At 63.3% G+C, this 22,991-nt stretch carries 15 protein-coding genes; 7 read left to right on the top strand and 8 right to left on the bottom strand.

Annotated features, from left to right (window positions below):
* The first annotated feature begins 105 nt into the window (after positions 1-105).
* From J5251_RS08585 to J5251_RS08600, 4 genes are read left to right on the top strand one after another with little or no spacing between them, the layout of a single operon-like run.
* Positions 106-1,194: an ABC transporter ATP-binding protein gene (locus tag J5251_RS08585; protein ID WP_208575779.1), complete on the top strand. Its 1,089-nt coding sequence runs from the start codon at positions 106-108 to the stop codon at positions 1,192-1,194.
* Positions 1,195-1,238: 44 nt separating this feature from the next.
* The gene (locus tag J5251_RS08590; RefSeq protein WP_208575780.1) at positions 1,239-2,435 is read left to right on the top strand and encodes an ABC transporter substrate-binding protein; all 1,197 of its coding nucleotides are present in this window, start codon (positions 1,239-1,241) and stop codon (positions 2,433-2,435) included.
* A 45-nt stretch (positions 2,436-2,480) separates the two neighbouring features.
* Positions 2,481-3,416 carry an ABC transporter permease gene (locus J5251_RS08595; protein ID WP_244250855.1) on the top strand — a complete coding sequence of 312 codons (936 nt, stop codon included), beginning with the start codon at positions 2,481-2,483 and terminating at the stop codon, positions 3,414-3,416.
* Positions 3,417-3,425: 9 nt separating this feature from the next.
* On the top strand, positions 3,426-4,259 hold the full coding sequence (locus J5251_RS08600) for an ABC transporter permease (protein ID WP_139004969.1): 834 nt from the start codon (positions 3,426-3,428) through the stop codon (positions 4,257-4,259).
* 115 nt (positions 4,260-4,374) lie between these two features.
* On the opposite strand, the gene J5251_RS08605 is transcribed toward J5251_RS08600, so the two are convergent.
* Both J5251_RS08605 and J5251_RS08610 read right to left on the bottom strand, forming a co-directional pair.
* A complete protein-coding gene (locus tag J5251_RS08605; protein ID WP_244250857.1) occupies positions 4,375-6,939 on the bottom strand; it encodes a hypothetical protein in 2,565 nt (854 codons plus the stop codon).
* Positions 6,940-6,946: 7 nt separating this feature from the next.
* Positions 6,947-7,708 carry a peptidoglycan-binding protein gene (locus tag J5251_RS08610; RefSeq protein ID WP_139004970.1) on the bottom strand — a complete coding sequence of 254 codons (762 nt, stop codon included), beginning with the start codon at positions 7,706-7,708 and terminating at the stop codon, positions 6,947-6,949.
* A gap of 407 nt (positions 7,709-8,115) precedes the next feature.
* Here J5251_RS08610 and J5251_RS08615 point away from each other — a divergent pair, with 407 nt between their 5' ends.
* Both J5251_RS08615 and J5251_RS08620 read left to right on the top strand, forming a co-directional pair.
* Complete coding sequence (locus J5251_RS08615) at positions 8,116-9,315, top strand: NAD(P)/FAD-dependent oxidoreductase (protein ID WP_208575781.1); 1,200 nt, start codon at positions 8,116-8,118, stop codon at positions 9,313-9,315.
* 25 nt (positions 9,316-9,340) lie between these two features.
* Positions 9,341-10,237, top strand: coding sequence for an RNA polymerase sigma-70 factor (locus tag J5251_RS08620; protein ID WP_208575782.1), 897 nt, complete (start codon positions 9,341-9,343; stop codon positions 10,235-10,237).
* Between the two features lie 116 nt (positions 10,238-10,353).
* Here the strand turns inward: J5251_RS08620 and J5251_RS08625 are convergent, their stop codons facing one another.
* Both J5251_RS08625 and J5251_RS08630 read right to left on the bottom strand, forming a co-directional pair.
* Positions 10,354-11,958: an alpha/beta hydrolase domain-containing protein gene (locus tag J5251_RS08625; RefSeq protein ID WP_208575783.1), complete on the bottom strand. Its 1,605-nt coding sequence runs from the start codon at positions 11,956-11,958 to the stop codon at positions 10,354-10,356.
* A gap of 118 nt (positions 11,959-12,076) precedes the next feature.
* A complete protein-coding gene (locus J5251_RS08630; protein ID WP_208575784.1) occupies positions 12,077-14,578 on the bottom strand; it encodes a beta-glucosidase family protein in 2,502 nt (833 codons plus the stop codon).
* 748 nt (positions 14,579-15,326) lie between these two features.
* On the opposite strand from J5251_RS08630, the gene J5251_RS08635 reads away from it, so the two are divergent.
* Positions 15,327-16,640, top strand: coding sequence for a hypothetical protein (locus tag J5251_RS08635; protein WP_208575785.1), 1,314 nt, complete (start codon positions 15,327-15,329; stop codon positions 16,638-16,640).
* 112 nt (positions 16,641-16,752) lie between these two features.
* Here J5251_RS08635 and J5251_RS08640 read toward each other — a convergent pair whose 3' ends face one another.
* The 4 genes from J5251_RS08640 to J5251_RS08655 all read right to left on the bottom strand — a co-directional run bounded on the left by J5251_RS08640 (position 16,753) and on the right by J5251_RS08655 (position 22,777).
* Positions 16,753-20,277 (bottom strand): TM0106 family RecB-like putative nuclease, encoded by a 3,525-nt coding sequence (locus J5251_RS08640; RefSeq protein WP_432264415.1) that lies wholly within the window; start codon positions 20,275-20,277, stop codon positions 16,753-16,755.
* Positions 20,278-20,449: 172 nt separating this feature from the next.
* Positions 20,450-20,839, bottom strand: coding sequence for a hypothetical protein (locus J5251_RS08645; protein ID WP_208575786.1), 390 nt, complete (start codon positions 20,837-20,839; stop codon positions 20,450-20,452).
* Positions 20,827-21,936, bottom strand: coding sequence for a sigma factor-like helix-turn-helix DNA-binding protein (locus J5251_RS08650; protein ID WP_208575787.1), 1,110 nt, complete (start codon positions 21,934-21,936; stop codon positions 20,827-20,829). The genes J5251_RS08645 and J5251_RS08650 overlap by 13 nt, the downstream gene beginning before the upstream one ends.
* A 130-nt stretch (positions 21,937-22,066) precedes the next feature.
* The gene (locus tag J5251_RS08655; protein WP_208575788.1) at positions 22,067-22,777 is read right to left on the bottom strand and encodes a ribonuclease HI; all 711 of its coding nucleotides are present in this window, start codon (positions 22,775-22,777) and stop codon (positions 22,067-22,069) included.
* Between the last annotated feature and the right edge of the window lie 214 nt (positions 22,778-22,991).

Consider the following 22,991-nt stretch of genomic DNA (forward strand, 5'->3'; position numbering starts at 1 on the left):
GGTCTATACATAAAACCTCTGAAGTAATAGTCTTTAGTTCGATCAAGTTCGCGTGGCTTGAATCACTTTCGCCACGCTCCATCGATTTCGAGCGAGAGGTACCTCATGACTGAGACGGTTTTGGCTGGCAGAGCGCAGGAAACCGGCCAGGTTCCGGCCATCCGGTTGCGCGGACTGACCAAGTCCTTCGGCGAGACCAACGCCGTCGCGGGCGTGGACCTGGACATCCGGCATGGCGAGTTCTTTTCGATGCTTGGGCCGTCGGGCTCCGGCAAGACCACTGTGTTGCGCCTGATCGCCGGGTTCGAGCTCCCCACCTCCGGGACCATCGAACTGCAAGGGGAGGATATGACCGGCAAGGCTCCCTTCGAACGGGACGTCAACACGGTGTTCCAGGACTACGCGCTCTTTCCGCACATGTCCTTGGTGGACAACGTGGCCTACGGGCTGCGCGTGCGGGGAGTGGGCCGGAAGGAACGCCGGGACCGGGCGGCGCAGGCCCTCGAGCGCGTCCAGCTGGGAGCGTTTGTCAACCGCCGGCCGTCTCAGCTTTCCGGCGGCCAGCGCCAACGCGTCGCACTGGCCCGCGCCCTGGTGGTGGAGCCCAAGGTGCTGCTGCTGGACGAGCCGCTCGGCGCGTTGGACCTCAAGCTGCGCCAGCAGATGCAGATCGAGCTGAAGGAGCTGCAGCGTTCCCTCGGCATCACCTTCATCTTTGTCACCCATGACCAGGAAGAGGCACTGACCATGAGTGACCGCATCGGCGTCTTCAACGGCGGCCGGCTCGAGCAGATCGGTACCGCGCACGATATCTACGAGCGCCCCACGGGGCGGTTCGTGGCGAATTTCGTGGGGACCTCCAATATCTTCGGCCCGGAAACCGGAAGCCGGCTCTACGGCCGGAACGAGTCCTTCGCTGTCCGCCCCGAGCGGCTGAACCTGGCCTGGGATGAAGCAGCAACCAACGACGGCGGCAGCTCTGCCCGCAGCGATTCGGCTTTCCTGCCGGGGCTCGTCACGTCCCTGGTCTACGTCGGGCACGCCACCCAAGTGCACGTGCAGCTGGAAGGCGGCCCCGCCGTCGTTGCTTTGGTGCACAGCGGACTGGACGGCGATCCGGACGCGCTGGTAGGCCGCCGCGTGCAGGTCGGCTGGAACACGCATGACATTGTCTGGCTCCCCGACAACACCTAAACCAACCGAGAAAACACATCACCCGCACTAGGAAAGGCAACACTATGGCAACCAGGAACAAACCGTACTGGGCAATCAGCGCCGTCGCGGTGGCGGCGCTTGCCCTCACCTCCTGCGGCACAGCCCAGGGCGGCGGCAGCGGGGAGACCGCTGCTGCCGGCGGCGAGGTCAAAACCGAGATCGGCGCGAGCGAGGGCAAGCTGTCCATCCTCGCGTGGCCCGGTTACGTGGAGGACGGCAGCAATGATCCGAAGGTGGACTGGGTGACGCCCTTCGAGGAGCAGACCCAGTGCCAGGTGGAGTTCAAGCCGTTCGGCACCTCGGACGAGGCCGTCACCCTCATGCGCACCGGCCAGTATGACGTCATTTCCGCCTCCGGGGACGCCTCGCTGCGACTGATCGCCGGCGGCGACGTTGACCCCGTGAACACGGACCTGCTGGAAAACTACAAGGACGTCTACCCGTTCCTGAAAGACAAGGCATGGAACACTGTGGACGGCGTTAACTACGGCATGCCCCACGGCTGGGGCGCCAATCTGCTGATGTACCGCGCGGACAAGGTGGAGCCCGCCCCCACCTCCTGGAGCGCGGTTTTCGATGACGCGGAGCAGAACTCCGGCAAGGTCACCGCGTATGACTCGCCCATCTACATCGCGGACGCCGCCCTGTACCTGATGAAGCACAATCCGGAGCTGGGCATCAAGAACCCGTACGCGCTGGACCAGGAACAGCTGGACGCCGCCGTCGAACTGCTGAAGAAGCAGCGCGAGCACGTCGGGGAATACTGGTCCGACGTGGTCAAGGAAGTGCAGTCCTTCGCCTCCGGCTCCAGCGTGGTCGGCACCACCTGGCAGGTGGGTGCGAACATTGCCAAGGCAGACGGCACAAAGGTAGAGACAGTCCTGCCGGAGGAAGGCGCTACCGGCTGGTCCGACACCTGGATGGTGGGTTCCCAGTCCAAGAACAAGAACTGCGCCTACATGTGGCTGGACTACATCGCCAGCCCGGAGGCCAACGCCGCCGTGGCCGAGTACTTCGGTGAGTCCCCGGCCAACCCGAAGGCCTGCGAGTTGACCGAGGACAAGGGCCACTGCGAGACGTACCACTCGGGCGACGAGGAGTACGCCAGCCAGATCTGGTACTGGACCACGCCGGTGGAGAACTGCGTTGACGGCCGCACGGACGTCAAGTGCACGGACTACTCGGAGTGGACCAAGGCCTGGACCGAGATCAAGGGCTGACCTGAATCCATGTTGACCAGCAGTGACGTAAGGCGGAGGTAGAGAATGGCAATGCAAACAACGACGGCGCCCGGGCCGGCTCCCGCGGGCGGCCCGGAGCGGAAGCCGGTGCCACCCAGGAAACAGGGCATCTCGGCACTGCTGCACCGCTCGCCCCGGCTGCGGCTCGCCGGGCTGCTCACCGCACCGGCCGCCTGGCTCATCCTCGTCTACATTGCCGCGCTCGCGGCCCTGCTGATCACCGCACTCTGGACGGTGGACACCTTCACCGGGAAGGTGTCCACCACCTGGACCTTCGACAACATCCGTACGGTCCTGACCACCTCGGTGTACCAGGTCATCACGTTGCGGACCATCTATATTGCCGTCGCCGTGACCGTGATCGACATGGTGATAGCACTGCCGATAGCTTTCTTCATTGCAAAGGTCGCCACCGCCCGCTGGCAGAAGCTGCTGGTCATCGCAGTGCTCATGCCGCTCTGGGCCAGCTATTTGGTCAAGGCCTATGCCTGGCGCAACGTGCTCGCCGAGGGCGGGCTGCTCGAATGGCTCGGCAGGCCCATCGGGCTGGACTCCCCGGGTTATTCAGAGACCGCGGTCATCCTGACCCTGGCCTACATCTGGCTGCCCTATATGATCCTGCCCATCCACGCGGGGTTTGAGCGGGTGCCCAACTCCATGCTCGAGGCCTCCGGCGACCTTGGTGCCAAGCCGTGGACCACCATGCGGCTGGTGATGCTGCCGATCCTGGTTCCCTCCATCATCGCCGGCACCATCTTCACCTTCTCGCTCTCCCTCGGTGACTACATCACCGCGCAGATTGTCGGCGGCACTACGCAGATGCTCGGCACTGTGGTGTACGCCAATGTCGGTGCGGCGAACAACCTGCCCTTGGCCGCCGCCGTGTCCCTGATCCCGATCGTGATCATCATGATCTACCTCTTTGTGGTCCGCCGCACCGGCGCCCTGAACAACCTCTAGGAGTCTGACGTGAGACTGTCCCGAAGCGCCAGGATTGTCCTGGGCACCATCACCGGACTCATCCTTTTCTTCATCTACGCACCGCTGCTGCTGGTAGTGGTCAATTCCTTCAACGCGGACCGCACCTTCGGCTGGCCGCCGAAGGGCTTCACCCTGGAGTGGTGGGGGAGGGCATTCGACTCCGCCGGCGTCCGCGAGGCGCTGATGACGTCCGTGTGGGTCGCCGTCGTCTCCACGGTTATCTCCCTGGCGCTCGGCACCCTGCTGGCCATGGCGCTGCAGCGCTATAAGTTCTTTGGCCGCGACGTGATCAACCTGCTGGTCATCCTGCCGATCGCTCTGCCCGGCATTGTTACCGGCATCGCCCTGAACAACATGTTCACCACGGTGCTGGGCGTCCCGCTGAGCATCTGGACGGTGATCATTGCCCACGCCACCTTCTGCATGGTCACCGTGTTCAACAATGCGATTGCCCGGCTGCGACGGATGAGCCCAGGCCTGGAGGAAGCCTCCGCCGATCTCGGCGCCGGCGTCTTCACGACGTTCAGGCTGGTCACCTTCCCGCAGCTGCGTTCGGCGCTGCTCGCCGGCGGGCTGCTGGCTTTCGCCCTCAGCTTCGACGAAATCATCGTCACCACCTTCACCATCGGCGCCGGCCAGCAGACGTTGCCCGTCTGGATCCTGCAAAACCTCTTCCGTCCCAACCAGGCACCAGTGGTCAACGTGGTGGCCGTGGTGCTGATCCTGATTTCTATCGTGCCGATCTGGCTGGCACAGCGGCTTTCGGAGGACTCGGTAGGCGTCGGGGTCGGTGCCAAGAAGGCCGCGAAGACCGCCAAATAATCGACAAGCAACAGGTCAAGCGAGGGGCATGTTTTGGAGCTGGTTCCGTAGAAGGAACTTGGAGGACATGTCCCGCCCGCCATGAGCAAGACTTCCGCCGGATCTCTGGGAGCGTTCATCCGGTCGGCGCCGGTGCCGGTTCATCCGCAGGAGCCGGCGCGGGCGCTGGTTCCTGTGCGGGGGCCGGAGCGGGTTGCGGCGTGGTGGTGGTTAGCGGTGCAGGGGGAGAGGTGGCCGTATCGGGAGCCGGTTCGCCGGTAGGCTCCTGTGCCGGGGCCGGTTGTTGCTCGCTGCCGGTGTCCGCCGGAGACGTTGCATCGGATGAGGGTTTCGGATCGGAGGTGTCTGGCTCCGGCGCCACGGTGGTGGATACGGGCGCCTGTTGAGGCTCCTCGTCCGTGTCCTGCTCCTGGGTGGGCTGGGTATCTGAGTCCACGTCGGTGTCTGCATCGGATTCCGCTTCGGTGCTGCTGCTCCCGCCGCTGGTTGCATCGTCCTTTTCGATGATGCCGAGAATGCGCGCCTTGTAGTCGTTCAGGCGGCTTTGGATCTCGTCCAGCGGAACGTCTTCGAGCGACCTGCCATAGGCAGCGATCTCCTCCCACAGCGCCGTAAGCTCATCCATGCCTGCCTCGCTGAGCGGACCGTCGAGGGTAAGGACAAGCTGGCTGGCTAGAGCATAGGTGAGGCAGTCGACGCAGTTGTAGTTGGCCGCGGCCGAGAGATTTTGCGGCACAACAACGTCGGCCTGGCCGAGGATCAGGACAACTTGGAATCCGACGGCGACGGCGGTGCAGTCCCGGCAGGAAGCAAAGGCATAGGCCTCGTTGGTTGCGTCCACCGGCCCGTCTTCGGCCCAGACCAGGGCGAATGCAACGTCGTAGACAACCGATCCGTCCTCGGTGTTGACGGCAAGGGCCTGGTTTCCGTCGTCCTCGGGAGCCAGCGGTCTGTCGAAGGGAAACACCCAGGATGGAGGCGCGTCCGCGGTGGCAGGTTCAACAGCGGTGGCGCCGGAATCGCCGTCGTTCGCTTGATCTTCACTGGTTTCCGCACTGCCGGTCTCTGAGCTGCCGGCCTGGTTGTCGCGGGGAACGAGGACCATCGCCAGTTGCGGATTCTCCGCGGTGGGGAGGTCCGTACCGGACGGCCAGGCCGTGACAGTTTGGCCGGCCCGACCCTCGGCAAGTCCGACGGAAGAAGCCGAGGTGAGGGAAGCTGTGGCATCGAACAGGGTTCCGCGTTCGTAGGGCTGCACCGGGCGGTAGGCTCCGTCGTCGGGCCACCAGGCCCAGGCCAGACCGGCGAGAACGGCAGCGGCGGCGGCAATGGCTGTCACACGCCGAAGCGGCCGGCCACGGGTTTTCGCCCAGACGGCGGTGAGGAGCTGCCGGGCCATGCGCAGCAGGATGTAGGCGATGCCGAGGATGGGAAGCGCGACGGCGATGATGGCCAGTACCCGTACGGCCATGCCGGCAACGTCGCCGTCGGAGCTGGCCTCGGCCAGCAGCCGCTGCTGTTCCAGGACGCTGGCCCAGGCCGTGCCCAGGACCCGGGGAAGTGAGACCACCATCATGAGCAGGCAGAACAGGAGCAGCGGAACCGTGACCAGGACCCACACGGTCACGACGGCCCTGGCCCATGGCTTGAGCAGCTTGGGCTCGGGGTCTGACCAGCGCCAGGGCAGCAGCCCGAGCAGTGTGGGTTTGATCCGTTGGAACAGGTCGGGCACTCCGGTCGCGTCGGCGAGGATGTGGTAACCGTCGAAGCGAATCAGGGGCAGCAGTTGGCGCACCATCTGCAGGATCTGGGTTACTACCACCAGCAGCAGTGCGTCGAAGCCGGTGAACCACCAGACACTCATGGTGGATACGACGACCATGGCGTTGAAGTACAGGCCGCCCAGATCCGTGCGGATCCGCCCGCCGCGTCCCAGCCGGTAGGAATCCGTGACATCGGTGTAGAAAGCAGGCCAGATCAGGTACAGGCCCACGCCCATGGCTCCCGGGGTCGCGCCGCCGCGACGGGCCGCGGCCGCGTGGCCGAACTCGTGGAAGCCGGCCGAGAGGATGGTGATGGCGAAAACCAGGAGGAGCAGCCCGGGATTGGCGAAGGCTTCATGCGTGGCCGAGCCCAGACCCTTGACCAGCAGCACCCACCAGCACGCCGCCAGGAACGCTGCGACCACGGGCAACGCGATCAGCGGATGGAACAGTGCGGCGAATGGGGCGGTCAGCCTCCGGGTACGTTCCGGGTCGGTGACCGTGTAGCGGAAGCGCATGCCCAGCAGCGGGCTGGCCTTCTTGACTTCGGGCTGTGAACCGTCAGCCAACTGCAAAAGGCCCAGGGGGAGCAGTTGCTTGGCGATGAGGGTCCGGACGTTGTCGGCAGTGATGAGCCTGCCCGTCCGGGTGCCGGCAAAATCTGCAATCTGCTCGAGGTTGCGGTTGCCGTCCACGCCCTCCAGGACCGCGTACAGCAGGGGAGTGAGCTGGATGGTCTGGCCGTCTGCGCGCCGGACCAGCGCGGGCGGCTCCCGGTAGCCGGAGCCCTGTGCCTGGCCGAGGAGTTGCACTCCATCGGCCAGCACCGGGACGTCGATCGACACCGGTGCGGGAGGCCCGTCAGCAGCGGGCGGGCTGCCCATTGCCGCCGGCGGCCCGCCCGGTCTCATGCTCATTCAGGAACTACTGTTCGAGGTCGGACTGCTGGTCTGCGCTGGCCTCGGCGGCGCCGTCGATCTGCTGGTTGATGATGGCGTCCTGCTGTGCCACAGCGGTCGCCTCGCTGTCCACCGAGCCGATGTTGGCCGCGACTGCGGCGTCGATGGGCGCGGCAACGTTGGCATTGGCGGCCACAGCACCGTTGATCGGAGCGGCAATGTCAGCGTCCGCGGCCAGATCCAGGTTGACGTTCAGCAGATTCCCGTCAAGTGTGGATCCAAGGTCCTCCGTGACGGATCCAGTGTCTGGAAGCGTGGCGTCCGGCAGCGTCCCGTCGGGCAGCAAGGCCGGGTCCGCCGTCTCCTGGCTAGCGCCGTCCAGCGGCACGCTCGAATCAGCGGTGGGGGAGTCCAAGCTGCCGGCCGTGCCCGAGGTGGTTTCGCCGTCGTCGATCGTTTCATTGCTTTGGTCGATGGTGCTGTCCTGTGCGGACTCGGCTGTCGCATCGGCGGCGATGCCCTGGTCGATAATGACGCCCTGGTCGGACAGCGCCTGCGCCGTGGAGCCATCCGAGAGGATGTTGGCGGAGGCTGCGGCATCAATGGGGGCCGCGACGTTGGCGTTCGCCGCGACGGCGAGATCGATCGGCGCGGCTGCATCGATGGCCAAGTCGAGATCCGCATTCAGATCGAGAATGGAAGCGACCTCCTTGTCCGGCAGCGCGGTGCCGGACTGGGATTCGAGTTCTTCCGGCGACAGCGGCGTGGGTCCCTGTTCGTTGCTCATCAAAATCTCCGTCTCCCGGCGCGGTGCGCCATTCTGTTCAGTTATCTTCGGGGTCAAACGTCCACAGCTACTGGAAAGCATACTGATGAATCCTTCCATTGGCATTTGAGGGCGTGAAATGTCAGGGGCGGCCACTGTGACGCCATGTTCCAAGCCGCTCCACCAGCAGGTTCAACTTGCCTACACCAGACCGTGCCAGTTCCTTTTGATTCCCACAGTGCCTCGGGGGCAGACGAGACCGAGGGTCTTGGGGCTCCACGCCTCTTCGACCCCTGATGCCGACGCCGCGCTTTACCGTGCTGCCGTGCCGGAGCGATCGGAGCGGCAGCGCCGCCTGTCACACTATCCGCTTCCCCGGTGTCACATGGATACCAGTCAACCAATCGACACCGCAGGGAGTTAGAACCATGGCACGCACGACAGACGTGGTCGTCATCGGGGGCGGATACGCCGGCGTCATCGCCGCGAACCGCCTCAGCACGAACCCGGACCTGAGAATCACCTTGATCAATCCCCGGCGCGCGTTCGTCGAACGCATCCGGCTGCACCAACGGGTCGCCGGCTCGCATGACGCGGTCGTCGACCTCTCCGAGGTCCTGGCGCCGTCTGTGCAGATCGCCGTCGACACGGTGAAAAGGATCGATGCCGGGTCCCAGACGCTCGAACAGGGTGGCGGCACCACCCGGTACGACTACCTGATCTACGCGGTCGGCAGCCACAGCGCGGCGCCGGTTGTGCCCGGCGCGGCGGAGCATGCCCACCCGCTGGGCACGCTCGAACAGGCCGATGCTCTGCAGCGGGCCCTCGCCGCGGACCCCGCGGCGCCTGTCACCGTCGTCGGCGGCGGCGCCACCGGCATCGAGACCGCCTCCGAGCTCGCAGAGCTCGGCCGTTCCGTCACGCTGGTCTGCGGCGACGAGCTCGGTCCGTACTTGCATCCGGCGGCGCGGCGCGAGGTCATGCGGCAGATGGACCGGCTCGGCGTCACCGTCCTCGCGGGCACCGGTGCGCAGGCAACGGCCGTGGAGCACGACGCAGTCCGGCTTGCCGACGGCAGGGAGCTGCCTAGCGGGGTTACCGTGTGGACCGCGGGGTTCGGCGTCCCGGACCTCGCCGCCCGCAGCGGGCTGACCACCGACGCCGTCGGGCGACTGCTCACCGACGAGACGCTGACCAGTGTCGACGACGACCACATCGTCGCTGCGGGAGACTCGGCCACCCCATCCGGCGTGCCTTACCGCATGTGCTGCGCGTCCGCGCAGCTGCTCGGTGCCCACGCGGCCGGCACCGTCCTGCGGCGCGTCGCAGGCCGGGAGCCCGAGCCGTTCTCGGCGCCGATCTCGGGCCAGTGTCTCAGCCTCGGACGAAGGGCCGGGGTGCTGCAGCTTTCCCGGCGCGACGACACCGCGATCGGCGTCCACGTGGGCGGCCGGCTCGGCGCCAAGATCAAGGAGTCCGTGAGCGCGGGCAGCGTGAAAGGGCTGGGTATGATGGCGCGGCGGCCACGGCTCATCGCCGGTCTGACGCTGGTCCAGGACCCGCGGCGGTCGCGGCTCCTCAGCAAAACCCCCGCCCCTGCCGGGATCCCAGGATCCCTGGCAGACTGAGAATTATCCCTCCGAGAGGTCGATCATGACCGACGAATCAGCCGGCCCGGCGACCGACATCTTCGTCGCCCACCGCAACCTGCTGTTCACTGTGGCATACGAGATCCTTGGCTCCGCCACCGACGCCGAGGACGTGCTGCAGGAGACCTGGCTGCGGTGGGTCGACGTGGACCTCGACCAAATCCATAGCCGACGCGCCTACCTGGTGAGGATCACGACACGGCAGGCGCTGAATAGACTGCGAACGCTGCAGCGGCGAAAGGAGGACTACGTCGGGCAGTGGCTGCCCGAGCCGCTGCTCACCGCCCCCGACGTCGCCGAGGACGTGCTGCTCGCCGAGGGCGTCTCGATGGCGCTCATGGTGGTGCTCGAGACGCTCGCCCCCACCGAGCGGGCTGTGTTCGTCTTGCACGAGTCGTTCGGTTTCACCCACGATGAGATCGCCGACGCCGTTGAGAAGTCGCCCGCCGCCGTCCGGCAGATCGCGCATCGAGCCCGTGCCTCCGTCGAGGCCCGCCGTCCCCGAAAGGCGGCGTCCCCGGCAGAGACCCGGAAGGTGCTCGCGGCCTTCAAGCTCTCGATCGAGACGGGCGACGTGCAGGCGCTCATGGACGTGCTGGCGCCCGACGTCGTCGTACTCGCCGACGGCGGCGGCATCAAGCAGGCCGTCCCGAACCCGGTCCGTGGTGCCGATAAAGTCGCACGCCTGTTCCTGGGCGGCCTGAAGAAGGCCGGCGGCGCGCTGGCCGCGCACCACACGACGATCAACGGACGCCCGGCGTTGCTGGTCACCATGGACGACCAGCTGGACGGCGTCTTTGCCGCCAGCGTCCACGACGGACGGATCGCCGGGATCTACTACATCCGCAACCCCGAGAAGCTCTCGGGTGTGGAAGCAGAGATCGCGCTGGCACGATGGTGAGACAGGAGCGCGGGCTGGTCGCCGCGAGACCCTCATCGGGCACCCAGGAAAGGTAATCAGGTGGCGCCAGTGTTGTGATGAGTCACGATATCGAGGGGTTGAAGGGAGGCCGAACCTCAGGCTCCAATTCGGTCCAGCAGGTCATTAGCCACGCGAACCATCTGCGCAGCACCCGATTTGGTCAGATAGCCGGCCTCGATCTGCCGCGAGTTGGATTCCTCGATGAGCTCCAGGTAGGCCTCGCGGCTGCCGTAGGTCTCGTCGAACTCTTCCCGTGAGATGAGCGAGTAGCTGCCGAACACCGAGCCCGGTGCAGAAGCGCCGTTGAACGTTGCCAGCGGGTAGTCCAGCAGACCGTAGCGCACGCCGCCGGTGACGTTGCCGTGCTCGTCGCGGACCAGTATGCCGTCGTCGTTCATGTCGAACCATTGCGACGGCGCCGCCGGCTCGCCGTCCTGCACCCAATCAACCAATGACTCGGTTGCAGCGATGATGGCTGGCTCCAGCGGGTACGGGTTAAGCGCGTCGATGAACTCCTGGTCCATCAGGCGGGGGAGCCGGCCGCTGCGGTAGACCTCCTCATTGGCGGGCGTGACGGGGGAATTGACGTCCGTGTGTGGCGTTCCCGGGACCTGCCAGTGCCGGCGGTTCTCGGCCAGGTCCTCGTTTTCGGCGAGGATCCCGGTGCCGAACAGCGACGTATCGCCCTCCGAAGTAACGGTGATGAACGGCGTATCCAGTTCCGGTTCCGAGCCGGGTACCAGCTGGAGCCCGCCCACGCCGTCAGTGTCCTGGGCGAGCGGACGTTCGAGCACCGCGCCCACGCTGTTGAGGTAACCGTCGAAAACGTTGCCGCCATTAGCTTCGCGGGCCAGGTCGTGGAAGTTGCTGGTCCACGTATTCAGGTAGATGCCGGACTGCGACTGGCCCATCAGCAGCACGGTCTCGGCGTCCTGGCCGCCGAGCACGCGGCGGGACTGGTCGCTCTGCAGCAGCGTGCCGACCTGCGTGATGATGTCCCAGGCCAGGCCTTCTTCCGCTCCCTCGACCACCATGAACGGGTCGAAGGTGGCAGGGTTGTCCGGATCGGCGACGATCCGCTGGTCCGCGGTATCCTGGTCGGTGTTCCAGCTCAAGTCGGCGTAGCGTTCGGCGTCGAAATTTTTGAGGGCGTCCACGTTCAGGGGCTTCGAGGTGATGCCGATGTAGGTGTGGCCTTCGGCCATGGCGTGCTGCCAGACCCGGCGCCAGTGGTCCTCCACGTCGTACCCGTTGGAGGCGTTGAGGATGTCCACCAGCACCACGCCGGAAGCGTCCTGCGGGTTGGCCGGCCGCCGCACCAGGATCCGGTTGGTGTAGGGAACATCTTCCGTGGCGACCTCGACGGCGCCGCTTTCGTTGCTGTACACATTGGCCGTGCCGGAGAGGAAGTACTCCTTCTCCACGTAGCCGTGGTCCTTCACATCGAACGGCTCTTTTGCCTGGTCCATGGTGGAGAACATGTAGCTGTTGGCAGTCTCCGCGATGGGTCCCTTGACGGACGGGACGGCACTGAGCGATTCGGCGATCGCGTCCTGCGACGGGCCGCTCGTCTCGGAAGTCTTGTCCTGGGACTTCCCAAAGGCCGACGCCGGTGCTGCCGCCACCGTGAACGAAACGGCACCTATGCACAGCGCGGCCATCGGCAGACGCCAATTGCGTAGATTTCCCGGTCTCTTCATCTCAAATTCTTTCTTCCGGCGCCCGGCATGCTCGCCGTCGCGCCTGCTCTTAGTGCGAATGGTGCCGCCGGACCACAAAGTGGCCCGGCGGCATTACTGCTGTTGCTGCGGTGTCCGGTTACTGCTTGGCCGCGGGCATCCGGACGTCCACGGTCTCGGACAGCGTCACGTCGCCCGAGGAGCTGCCCACGCGGATATCGAACTCTCCGGCCGGCGTGCTCCACTCGTCAGCCTCGGCATCCCAGACCGAGAGCGGGTGGTTGGACGCATCCGGATCGATGGTGATCTGCACGCGCTTCTTCTCGCCCGGCTGCAGTTCCACCTTCTCGAAGCCGACCAGGCGCTTGGGCGGCTCGTTGGCGGCGTCCGGCAGGCTCACGTAGAGCTGCGGTACCTCCGTGCCGGCCACATCGCCGGTGTTCTCCACGAAGAACTGGACCTTGATCGGCTTGGTCCCGTCCGATACCCGCGGCGTCACCGTGAGCTTGGACGTCTCGAACTCGGAGTAGGACAGGCCGTGACCAAACGGGAACGCTACGCAGGAGTTGGAGCCGTCTTCCGCGGCGTCGCATTCGCCGCTCACGTTGGAGTCGTACCAGCGGTAGCCGATGTTGAGCTTCTCGGTGTACTCGACGGTCTGTTTGCCGTCGATGATGTCACCGGGGAACTGCAGCGTGGAGACGTTGTCCATGAAACCCTTGCCGGTGTACGGATAGGTGACAGGCGACTTGCCGGATGGGTTTTCCACGCCGAAGAGCAGGTCCGCCACGATGTTGCCGTCTTCCTGACCGGGGAACCACGCTTCGAGGATGGCCGGACCTTTATCGCCCACCAGGGCCGGATCCATGGCAACTCCCGCGTTGTCCTTCAGCACCAGGGACGTCTTCTCCGCCATCGAGGGAGCCGCAGCCATGACCGCCTTGATCATGGCCACCGTGTTGCTGTTCTTCGCCGGGTTTTCGCCGTCGTCGGTTGCAATCTTGTTCGGCGCGGCCGCGTACCAGTCGAGGTTGTCGCCGACGGCCACACGCTGCTTGCCGGTGGTGTCGGTGAAGGTCGCACGGTCGGCGCCTTCTTCGGAGATCGTGCCGGCCATCATCACCACGCTGTCCGCGTTCCGGGCCTCCTCCAGCGCCGCGTCGAACGTGGTTTCCTCGCCGTCGATCGTCGCGTTGGTGTTCTCGTCGTCAACGAGGATCAGCTTGACCTTCGCCTCGGCATTGCCGAGGTTGCCCAACGCATTCTTGATGCCTTCCACCGGGGAAACAGAGTACGTAGGAACGACGTCGGAGCTTCCGCCGCCGGAGCCGAACGGCTCACCGACCTTTGCACCGCCGGCCACAGCCTGCTGGGCGTAGACCTGCGAGGCCTTGCCGATCACCATGATCTCCTCCACCGAGGAGTCGATCGGCAGCGCGCCGTTGTTCTGCAGCAGCACGGCACCCTTGGTGCCGATCTCGCGTGCCTTCTCGCCGCCGGCCGCGTAGTCGATCGGGGTCTGCTCGAGCGGCCGGTCGAAGATGCCGTACTTGAACATCTGGACATAACGTCGGTCCAGCGCGGTATCGATGTCGGACACCTTGATGTCGCCGGCGTCGAGAGCGGCGGTCAACAGTTCCGGCGCCCACTGCTGCGGGGTCGGCATCATGTGGTCCAGGCCGCCGAGCAGCGTGTCCACAGTGCTCTTCGTTGCGAAGAAGTCGGACTGGACGTAGCCCTTGAAACCCCACTGGTCGCGAAGCACGTCGTTCAGGATGTAGTCGTTCTCGCAGGAGGAGGTGCCGTTGACGTAGTTGTACGCGCACATGATGGAGCCCACGTCGCCGTCCTTGACAGCCATCTCGAACGGGAGCAGGTACATCTCGTGCAGCGTGCGCTCGTCGACGGTCTCCTGGATCGTCATCCGGTTGGTTTCCTGCTCGTTGGCGACGAAGTGCTTCGCCATGGCGATCAGACCGTGATCCTGGACCGACTGGGTCTCGGCGACGCCCATGGTGCCGGTCAGGTAGGGGTCCTCGCCGAAGTATTCGAAGTTGCGGCCCAGCACCGGCAGGCGTGCCATGTTCATGCCCGGAGCCTCGAACACATGCAGGCCGAGGTTTTTCATCTCGGTGCCGATCACGTCGCCGAACATCGAGGCGACAGCCGGATCGAAGGACGCGGCAACCGACGTGGCCGAGGGCAGCGCCGTCGCCTTGGCGGACGAGGGGTCTGTGTAGGCAGCGTACGGCGAGGCGTTCGGATCGTCGGCCAGCGCCGGGTCGACGCAGTCGTTCTGCCCCACGCCCACCGGGCCGTTGGTGATGCGCAGGGTCGGGATGGCCAGGTCGGCAATCCCGGTGACATGCCGGGCGCCGTAGCACTCGGGCAGGTCGGGGAGGATCTCGGGGTTGGCACCGGTCAGCTGCTGCATCTTCTGCTCGAGCGTCATGGCTTCGAGCAGCAGCGACGAGCGCTCTTCGGGCACCAGCGTGGTATCCATCCACGGCAGGTCAGCGGCAGCCACCTCGGGACTGCCTGTCGTAGCGGGGTCTGCAACGGCGATGCCGGCAGCGGCGAGAGCCACCGGCACGGCCGCGGCCAGCGCCAGCAGCCCGCGTCTGCGGTAACGGCTTGTCATATACGGTCTCCTTCGACCTATCTCAGGACGAGGGCGCGGGGGAGCCACGCCCCCAACGGCCGCGGTCGCTGTGCAGCGGCGAGTCTGCTGCGCAGCGACGGGCGTCACAGGACAGCCTCCACTGCAAGGCAAGACCTGAACAACTGGTTGCCATCTGTTGCACTGAACTTGTTCGCACTCTAAAGGAGATAAAATAAGGACGGCGCCGTGTACCCGGTCCATGTCGACCGCGGCATGTACCGCTACCCGTCTCTCGATGCTCTTGGGACAGCAGCTGGCAGACCATCTGAGAATCCGAGTCATCACCATCAGGAGCAGCTCGTCATAGCAGGTAAGCCACCAGGTATCCTTCGTGACGACGACAAGGATGGTAGTGAAGCATCGTCCGTGCGTCTTGGCGCGAATCCGGCCGTCAGGCTGAGCCGGTAGGAGTTCGTGACACTGGCATAGAAAGCAGGCCAGCCCACGAACAGCGCCCGGGTGTGGATCCGTCGCGTCTGGCCGCGGCGGCATGGCTGAACTCGTCGAAGCCAGCAGGGAGGATGGTCACCGCGAACAGCAACAGCAGGGCAGGGCTGGCAAAGGCTTCATGAGTGGCCGAACGGACTGGGCCCCAAGGACCCACCTACAGCCCACCAGAAAGGGTGCGACCACATGAACAGGAGAGAAATACGGTCTGCGGCTTGTGGTTGAATTGGTGTCGCTACCACCGCCTATGGTGGATGTCAGTTTGGGGAGGGGACAAGACGTGACTACCGATAACAAGGCACCAGTGCCGGTATGGACACTCGCTACAGAGGCCGTGAACGTTCCGAGCGTGCTAGGCGACGAGGGCATGACACCTGCCCGACTCGCAGAACTGAGAACAGTTCTGGCAGCGCTTGCGGATTCCCCAATCGCGACGCTGGAAGCGCATCCGATGTCAGCCAAACGCGATCGGAATGGGGGGATTGCGCTTCATTCGGCCAGTCCGCTCGCTCAGCAGTTATCGCAGCTTGTGGCTGATAGCGCGAAGTCTGCGCCCGCGAAGCTAAACGTCGTGGATGGCGGCGAGGTGCTTTATCGAATGGTGGTCCCGGCAAAGGTCGCCGCGCAGGTCGGTAAGGGACTCGTAAAGCCCATGGCTTCTAAGGCCGCTGCCGGAGGTGTGTACAGTGCGCTGCGCGACTCTACCGGCATCGTAGCCAAAGCAACGTTCGTGCCCGTTGCTGGCAAGGCCGCTGTTGCAGGTGCTGCAACCGGCTCGGCCGCCACGGCTGGCGTGGCCGTAGCCAGCGCCGGAGCGTTGACAGTGGCCGCGCCACTCGTGCTGATGGCCGTCGCGGTCGGTGTCAGCGCCCACGCCGATCACCAACGCCAGCAAGCGATCGAGCGAATCACCGTCCTCCTGGAGCAATTACACGAAGACAACCTTGAGAAGGAACGCAATGAGCTAGACGGTTGTCGTGACGCGATCGACAAGGCGACATCGATTGTCTTGGACCAGGGCAGAATCGGACTATCGCTTGGCCTGGATTCCTCGTCGTACGCGATCAGCACTGCGTTCGAACGAGCCAAGCGTCGGCTCATGAAATGGCAAAACTCCCTAGATGCGCTGCCTGATGGCCCGGTTGAAGTCGGTGCACTGGCCAAATCATTCCCCGGTATCAACGAGGAAGGTGGCGCATTCCGTGCTCACTTGGAGCTTGCACGGCTCGCCATTGCTCTCAAGCGTCGAGTACTGGTGCTTCAAGCAGTTGAACACGCGCAGCTGGAGGGAACCGACAATCCGTTCAAGAGCTTCATCGGAATATTGCGCGACGACGAACGTCGCGTCGACGAGTTGGAAGCAGGCATCAACTCAGTCCTCCTTCGACTGTCCACTCTTGAGTTGAAGCGCCATGGCGGTTTCCGGATCCCTGCATTCACGCCAGGCGAGGTGGACGACCTACTCGACGCCGCTTATCGCCTTCGTGCGATAGGAGACGGCCTCAATGTGCGAATCCACCAAGCCGATGTCGCGATTGAGATCGAACGAAGCAGCGACGGATCGCTCGTTGTGTTCCCTGCAGTCGCTGTCTAACCGCGCTGGTACCGTCAGGAGCTGACATTTCTTGCTGCGTATTGTCCTGTCCCCGGTGATGCTGTTTCGAGGGCAGCATCACCGGGGACAGGACATCTTGAGACGCGAGCTGTTAGTGACCTTCGGACAACCCGATGAATGCACCAAGCTCCGCTAGAGCATGTGGTTGTTTGGGCAGATAGTGCGTCAAATGGGGCGAGCGTATAAGCACAGTGCGCCATTTTGCACGGGACACGGCCACGTTAATTCGATTCCGGTTGAGCAGGAACTCCATTCCTCGCGCTGCAGTCCGTGGCTCAGAACAAGCCATTGAAACAACGACGACGGGGGCCTCCTGCCCTTGGAATTTATCGACGGTGCCGACTCGCGCCGCTTCGAGACCGGCGTTGTCGAGCACACGCCGGAGCAGCTCCACCTGCGCGTTATAAGCAGCGACCACTAGGACGTCCGATGCCGCTAAAGGCCTTGGAACAACTCCTTCCTCGTCGACCCATGCCAGTCCGACATGCCGTCGGACCTGACGGACCACTTCATCTGCCTCCTCTGACGACGAGGTAGTCCTGTTCTCATGGTCAACGAATAAGGTCTCTACGCCGGCGGGCTCTCGCTCCATGTTTCGTTGGGAAGCGGCATCGGCAGAGCTGAGCCTTCCCCCATACGATAGACGGGACACGAAGTTACATAGCTCGGGGTGCATACGCCATGACTGGTCGAGGAAGTAGCCGAATTCGGACGGGAGCACGGGCTTCTCCTGAGTGAGCCAGCCGAGTGCAGATCGGTTTACCGGTGCCGGGTGCTTACCTTGAGTGACCTGTGGCAGCTGATTCGGATCCCCTAGCAGGAGGAGCCGGCGGGAGTTGTGCGCAGCAGCCATAGTGTAAGCGAGCGAGTACTGACCGGCTTCGTCCACGACCATAAGGTCGAATTCGACATCGAGAGCCGGGTCGGTGAAGGTCCAAGCCGTACCGCCGACTACTACGCCTGAGGCCTTCTTAGCGAAGTCACGAAATGAATTGCCCTTAGCGAGCGTGGTCCAGAGCCGCACCCCATCGCCTTCGGGGACTTTACCCACGCAGTCGTTACTGAGACCTGCCTCCACTACACTGTCGAGCAAGTTTTCGACCACCGCGTGTGACTGAGCGACAACGCCGATACGCCAGCCCTGTTCGACAAGGGCTTTGATGACCCGGGCGCCTACATACGTCTTTCCAGTTCCTGGAGGGCCCTGAACCGCTACGTAAGAGTGGTCAATCCTTTTAAGGGCCCTAACGGCTGCGGAGACGTAGTCGTGGCCGGCTACCCCAGCCAACGCATTGGCAAACAGATTGTTGGGTGATCGCCGTCGCAGTAGTTCAAACACGCAGTGTCTCGGCAGCTCGGGGTAGGTTTCGAGTAAACGCCGGGCCAAACCATGGATTGCGTCCTTGAGCTTGTCCGCAGGCACCGGCATACGGGGAGCCAACGCCATAGGAAACTGCTCATAGCCCTCTTTGTCGACTTCATCGAAGATGATCGTCGACTGCCCGTTTTCACCAAGATCGACGGAAATGATCTCGGTATTCCTGAAATGACCTCTCAGGTTGCGCATTTGTGACTCGTCCGCGGACAGCTTCGCAGGCCACGGATCTTCGAATATCCGAACGTACCGCGCATCTTTCTTTAGGCTCGTCGGGATGAACCGGGATCCGTCCGCCAACCTGCCGGAGGCACGAATCCGTCGGCGCGGATATAAGCGGGCAGACTTCCTCGCCCAATCGGCTTCGACAGTGCATTCCTCGATGAGGAAGACGTCGCGGTGGTCTTGCCAGTCCTCGACATCATCGTTGAGCCGGTCGAAGTGTTCTCGGAATGCGGTGTTGTTCTCGCGACGGTGATAAGCCAAGGCGGCCTCGACCAAGGTCAGCACGATATCTTCACCCGACCATTCGGATTCATCGGGCAGGGCGGCGACGAGATCGCCCATGGCGACCTCAAGCTCGGAAGGCTCAGTCAGGGGACGCGGATCGCTCCCTTCCTCGGCGGCGCCACTGACGTCTGGGTGCCGAAGGCTTTGTAGCCAATCACGCAATCTTAACGTTGAGAGGCAGTCATAGTGGTTATAGTCTTCGATCGAGCGCCAAATGCGGTCTGCAGCTTGCTGATTCTTCGAGATGATGGCATCGCAGAACTCTTCGTATGCGACGACGGATGCGCCGGCGTCCTTGACATCACCAGTTCGAAGTTCATCGCCCATGTAGAGCGGCTCCAACTTCTTGATGGAGTAGGAGGTAGCTGCGATGCGCAAGCTGCGCCGAACGACCGCGTATAGGTCCACCAGGACGTTGTTACGGAGCCAGTCGTCGATGGCATGTTCGCCGCCAGGATAAGTGTGCGACAGTCGTTTCAACGCTGTACGCTCGTAGGCCGCGTAATGGTAGATATGCATGTCAGGATGCTGCGCGCGCCGCTTCTGAACGTAGTCCACGAAGTCTAGGAATGCTTGCCTTTCCTGCTTGCGATCGTGCGCAACGAACTTTACAAAGACAGGCTCCAGCCCATCAACTGGTGCCTCGATGACACCGAATAAATACTCGATGCCCCAGTCACCGGTTGCCGTGTCCTGCCACAATGGATCGCCCTCGAAATCGAAGAAGATGTCTCCTTCGGAGGGCCGGGGAATGGAGTGAAGGTTGTGTCCGGGCAAGACTTTGTACTTAGGGCATTCTTCGCTATCTGCTCCGGCCTGCATGACGGCTTGGTCAACGAGCCTCGCAAAATATGCGTCGCCTTGTGCAGGGTCTGCGAGTGCTAGGTCTTTGACCGTGCTTATTCCTTGCGCCATCAACTCCTGACGGCGCGAGGTACGCATTCCAGCTATGCAGAACAAATCGTCGTTAGCTTCGATGGCTTCGCTGCAATAGTCGCAAGTGCCGCAAACCGAAAAGTTTTCTCCAAACCATTCAACCGGGAGTCCTGCACTTCTATGGCCAGACGCCATTTTCAGCAGGCGGCCGAACTGCTCCCGGTAGACGGGAAGGAGGTCTACAACGGCATGGTTGGATTCTTCCAACGTGCCGAGCACCAGAGTGACCTCTGGCGCGACTTGGAAACCCAACTTGAGAAGCTGATCGGCGTAGCTGGCGAGTTGCAAGAGTGCAGTGGTTTTTGGGTGCCGCGCAAGCTTCGTGTCATAGACTGCGTATGCGCCATTCGGCTGCTTGACTAGGAAGTCTGCCTTTCCGTGAAAAACGCCATCGAAGAATGAGGCCTGAAAGACGACGTCAGCTCCGGCTCGAAGGGCGTCAACGGTTTCGTCGTGCTTGCGGATGTAAGCCTCTCGTACACCTTGAGAACGCTCGGCTGCTGTCACCTCTTCTACGATGTAGACTCCAGTGCCCTTCGCGGGGTTCCAACGCCCAAACTGGTTCACGTACCGGACAAGTACCTTCTTCTCGTGGGTGTCGCCCAGCCTGCTCGTCCGGTCCAACATAGCGTCGATAGCGAAATCGGGCTTTGGCGACCATTTAAGGGCGATGTCCAACCGCCGCAACGTGGCGAACTGACAGGTGCTGAAGAGCACTAAATCGCTTGCAGAAAATACGACGTCTAGGCCGTTTGATGCGTCAGTAGATGGCAAAGTGAACAAAATTTCCCCCAATATTTGAACAAACCAAGTTTAGTGCAGGCACGGTACTAGTGGCAGCTGGGGCTCATATGCGTCATTGTCGGTAGAGCCAAACGCAGTCGAGCGGAGCCGAGCAGTCTCAATGAAGCCTTCGCACTGATTGTGCGTGATCCTGCAGGTTGAGTTCAGCGAAGAAGTCTCCCGTTCACCAGTCGCGGAAGCCATCGTGGCCAGCTCTGCTTACCGAGTCCACGCGCCATTCATAACCGCATTCTTCGTTCTGGCAGGCCCAGTCGGGCTCGTCTGGCCCAATGACACACCCGGCCATGACAGCTTTAGGCGCAGGTTTGTCCGGCTGAGGAACCCACATGCCGAAACGCACCGGCCAGGCCTCATGACCGCATCTGGGACACATGGTCGTTCCGTCTTTGGCCACCTTCGGTTTTTTCTTCTCGACAGCTGCCCAGCGGCCAAAGGCGCGGAGGACTTCCTCTTTCGAGTAGCCGAAGAGACCCGCCGCGGTTTCCACAGGGACTCCGCGCCGGCGGAGCTCAGCCAAGGCGTTCCACTCGGGGGTGTTCCTCAAATCGCGCATGCCGGAATTTCCTTTTCGTGCTGGTCAACAACGTGCTGCTGGTCTTCGGCAGCACGGACCGCTGCGGACCAGCCGCCGAAGAAGTTTCGAACGGACGCTTCGGCGGGCCGCTTCACGCCTGCTGCCTTTTCGCTGGAGGCCCATGGACCGTAGCGTTCGACGCTTGGGTGCAGGTCGAGAAGTCTCATCTCTTGGACGAAGGAGTCAATCGCATCCTGGTACTCGGCTTCGGAGAATTTGACGAGACCCGGCGGGCGTCCAATATTGGCGGTGGCTAGGCCCATCGATTCCAGTGCGGAATTCCAGTACTTGTAGCGGCCCATGAGTGTCTGGCGCGTAGGTGGCCAAGGCGTGGAACCTTGCCTGGATTCCCAGCCGAGCGCGGGTACCAGTTCATCACGGAGCTCTTCATAACGCGCGCCGGTAATCGTGGTTTCGGGGTGCTGGGCGACATGCCTATGAGCAGCCCCGATGATGCCCAGAATGGTGGCCACGTCGTCGTCGCTAGCAGTTCCGCCCCTGAGGATCCGTGCGAGTTCTTCCATCAGCTCCAGGTCCACGTGTACTGCGGCGTACTCGGGATCCGGCGCCAGCCCCAGCTCGGCGCCAACCAGATAGTAGACGCCAGCTTTGATGACTGCGTCCGAAAAAACGTTCTGCGCTTGATGATTGAACACGATGCCCGCTGTGCGGAGGACTGAATCAGCAAGTTCCTCATCCATGGCAGGGAACACGAATTTCAGCCTGGCAAGGGTCTGCGGCTTGGTGCATCCTTGCGCCGCGATGCGCCTGGCGGACTCGCCGTATTTACCCATGAATGCTTCTGCAGCGGCCCGTGCCAGTGCTTGCCGCGCGTCCAGGCGCTTCTGCCGCGACTCCTGAGCAAGGCTGCCGCCGATCTTAGTGACGATCTGGCGGACTCGTTCGCGCGTGACTCCATAATCGGAGCCGATGGCTTCCAGCGTTTCGCCGTCGATGTAGCGCCGCACCCAGATGGCATTGCGCTGGGCTTGCGTGAGCTGCTGTCCGGAAACGGCAGCTTCGACCGGGCTGATCCCGGAGACACCGGCGGGAGCCGGCGGAAGGGTTAGAGTCATGCAATCTCCTCGGGTAGGAAACAGGGTCAGGAACGTTGCCAGGGGAAGTCCTGTTCGTTCTGGTTAAGGTTTATCAGCCGCCACTGACAGGATTTGAGCTCGGGCAACTGCTGCGGGCCGGAACAATGATCTAGGCGGCCAGCGCCACGTGCGAACTGAGAAGCTGACACTCTGCTTCCTCACGGACTGCAGCAGCGAGGCGGTCCGTTTCTTCCGGAGACAATCCGGCTTCCCGGCATCGCCGGGCGAGCACGGCCATTCGGTCAGCGAAGGTGTTCAACGGATCGCCTGAATGCCCTTTGACCCACCGGAAATGCACGTCCGCGTGCTTGGTCAACTCGCGGATGCGCAGGACTTCGCTCGCGCAGCGGCCGTTTGACGACGGCGGCTCGAAACCTTGCTGCAGCAGCATCCGCAGTGCCAACTGACTATCCGTGCTGACGGTGACCGCGCTTCGGCCGTCGAGGGCACCCGTATAAGCGCTCCGGGCAGCAAGGAGAGCGAAACGAAGGGCACGCAGCTCGCCTTCGAGGACATTGCCGACGTCCACGGCTTTGTATCCGAGGACAGGCCCAACGCTTCCCGCGAACGTCAGGACCCAGCCGTGGCCTACCCAGCGGGAGCCCCTGCCCCGCGATGCATCCGTGGCAATTTCGACGGCGGTGAACAAGCTATCGACGCAGGAACGCACAGCGTCGTCCATAGCCGTGATGGCAGCAACCGGCGGATAGAAGGCTGACACGGCCAGCCCCAGCTGGCGCAGCGACTCGGCCGTGTCCTCGCTTGTGCAGAAGATATCTACTTGATTGGAACCCCTCAGCAGGCGTACGGCGTCGTGCATTTCATTGAGCAGTTTTCCTCGGTTAGCACCACAGGCTGTCGGCTCCATAGCTCCGGAGCGAATGCCAAGGACACGTTCGCCTTGTGTCCGTGCCGCGGCCCAGATGTAATGACCGTGCTGCTGCCTAACATGAACGGAGATCCCGCTGCGGACGGATACTTCGTCCGCAGCACTAATGAACCGACGGACTGGTGGAACGGGTACTGGAAACTGC

The sequence above is a fragment of the Arthrobacter crystallopoietes genome (assembly GCF_017603825.1).
Classification (GTDB): Bacteria; Actinomycetota; Actinomycetes; order Actinomycetales; family Micrococcaceae; genus Crystallibacter; species Crystallibacter crystallopoietes_B.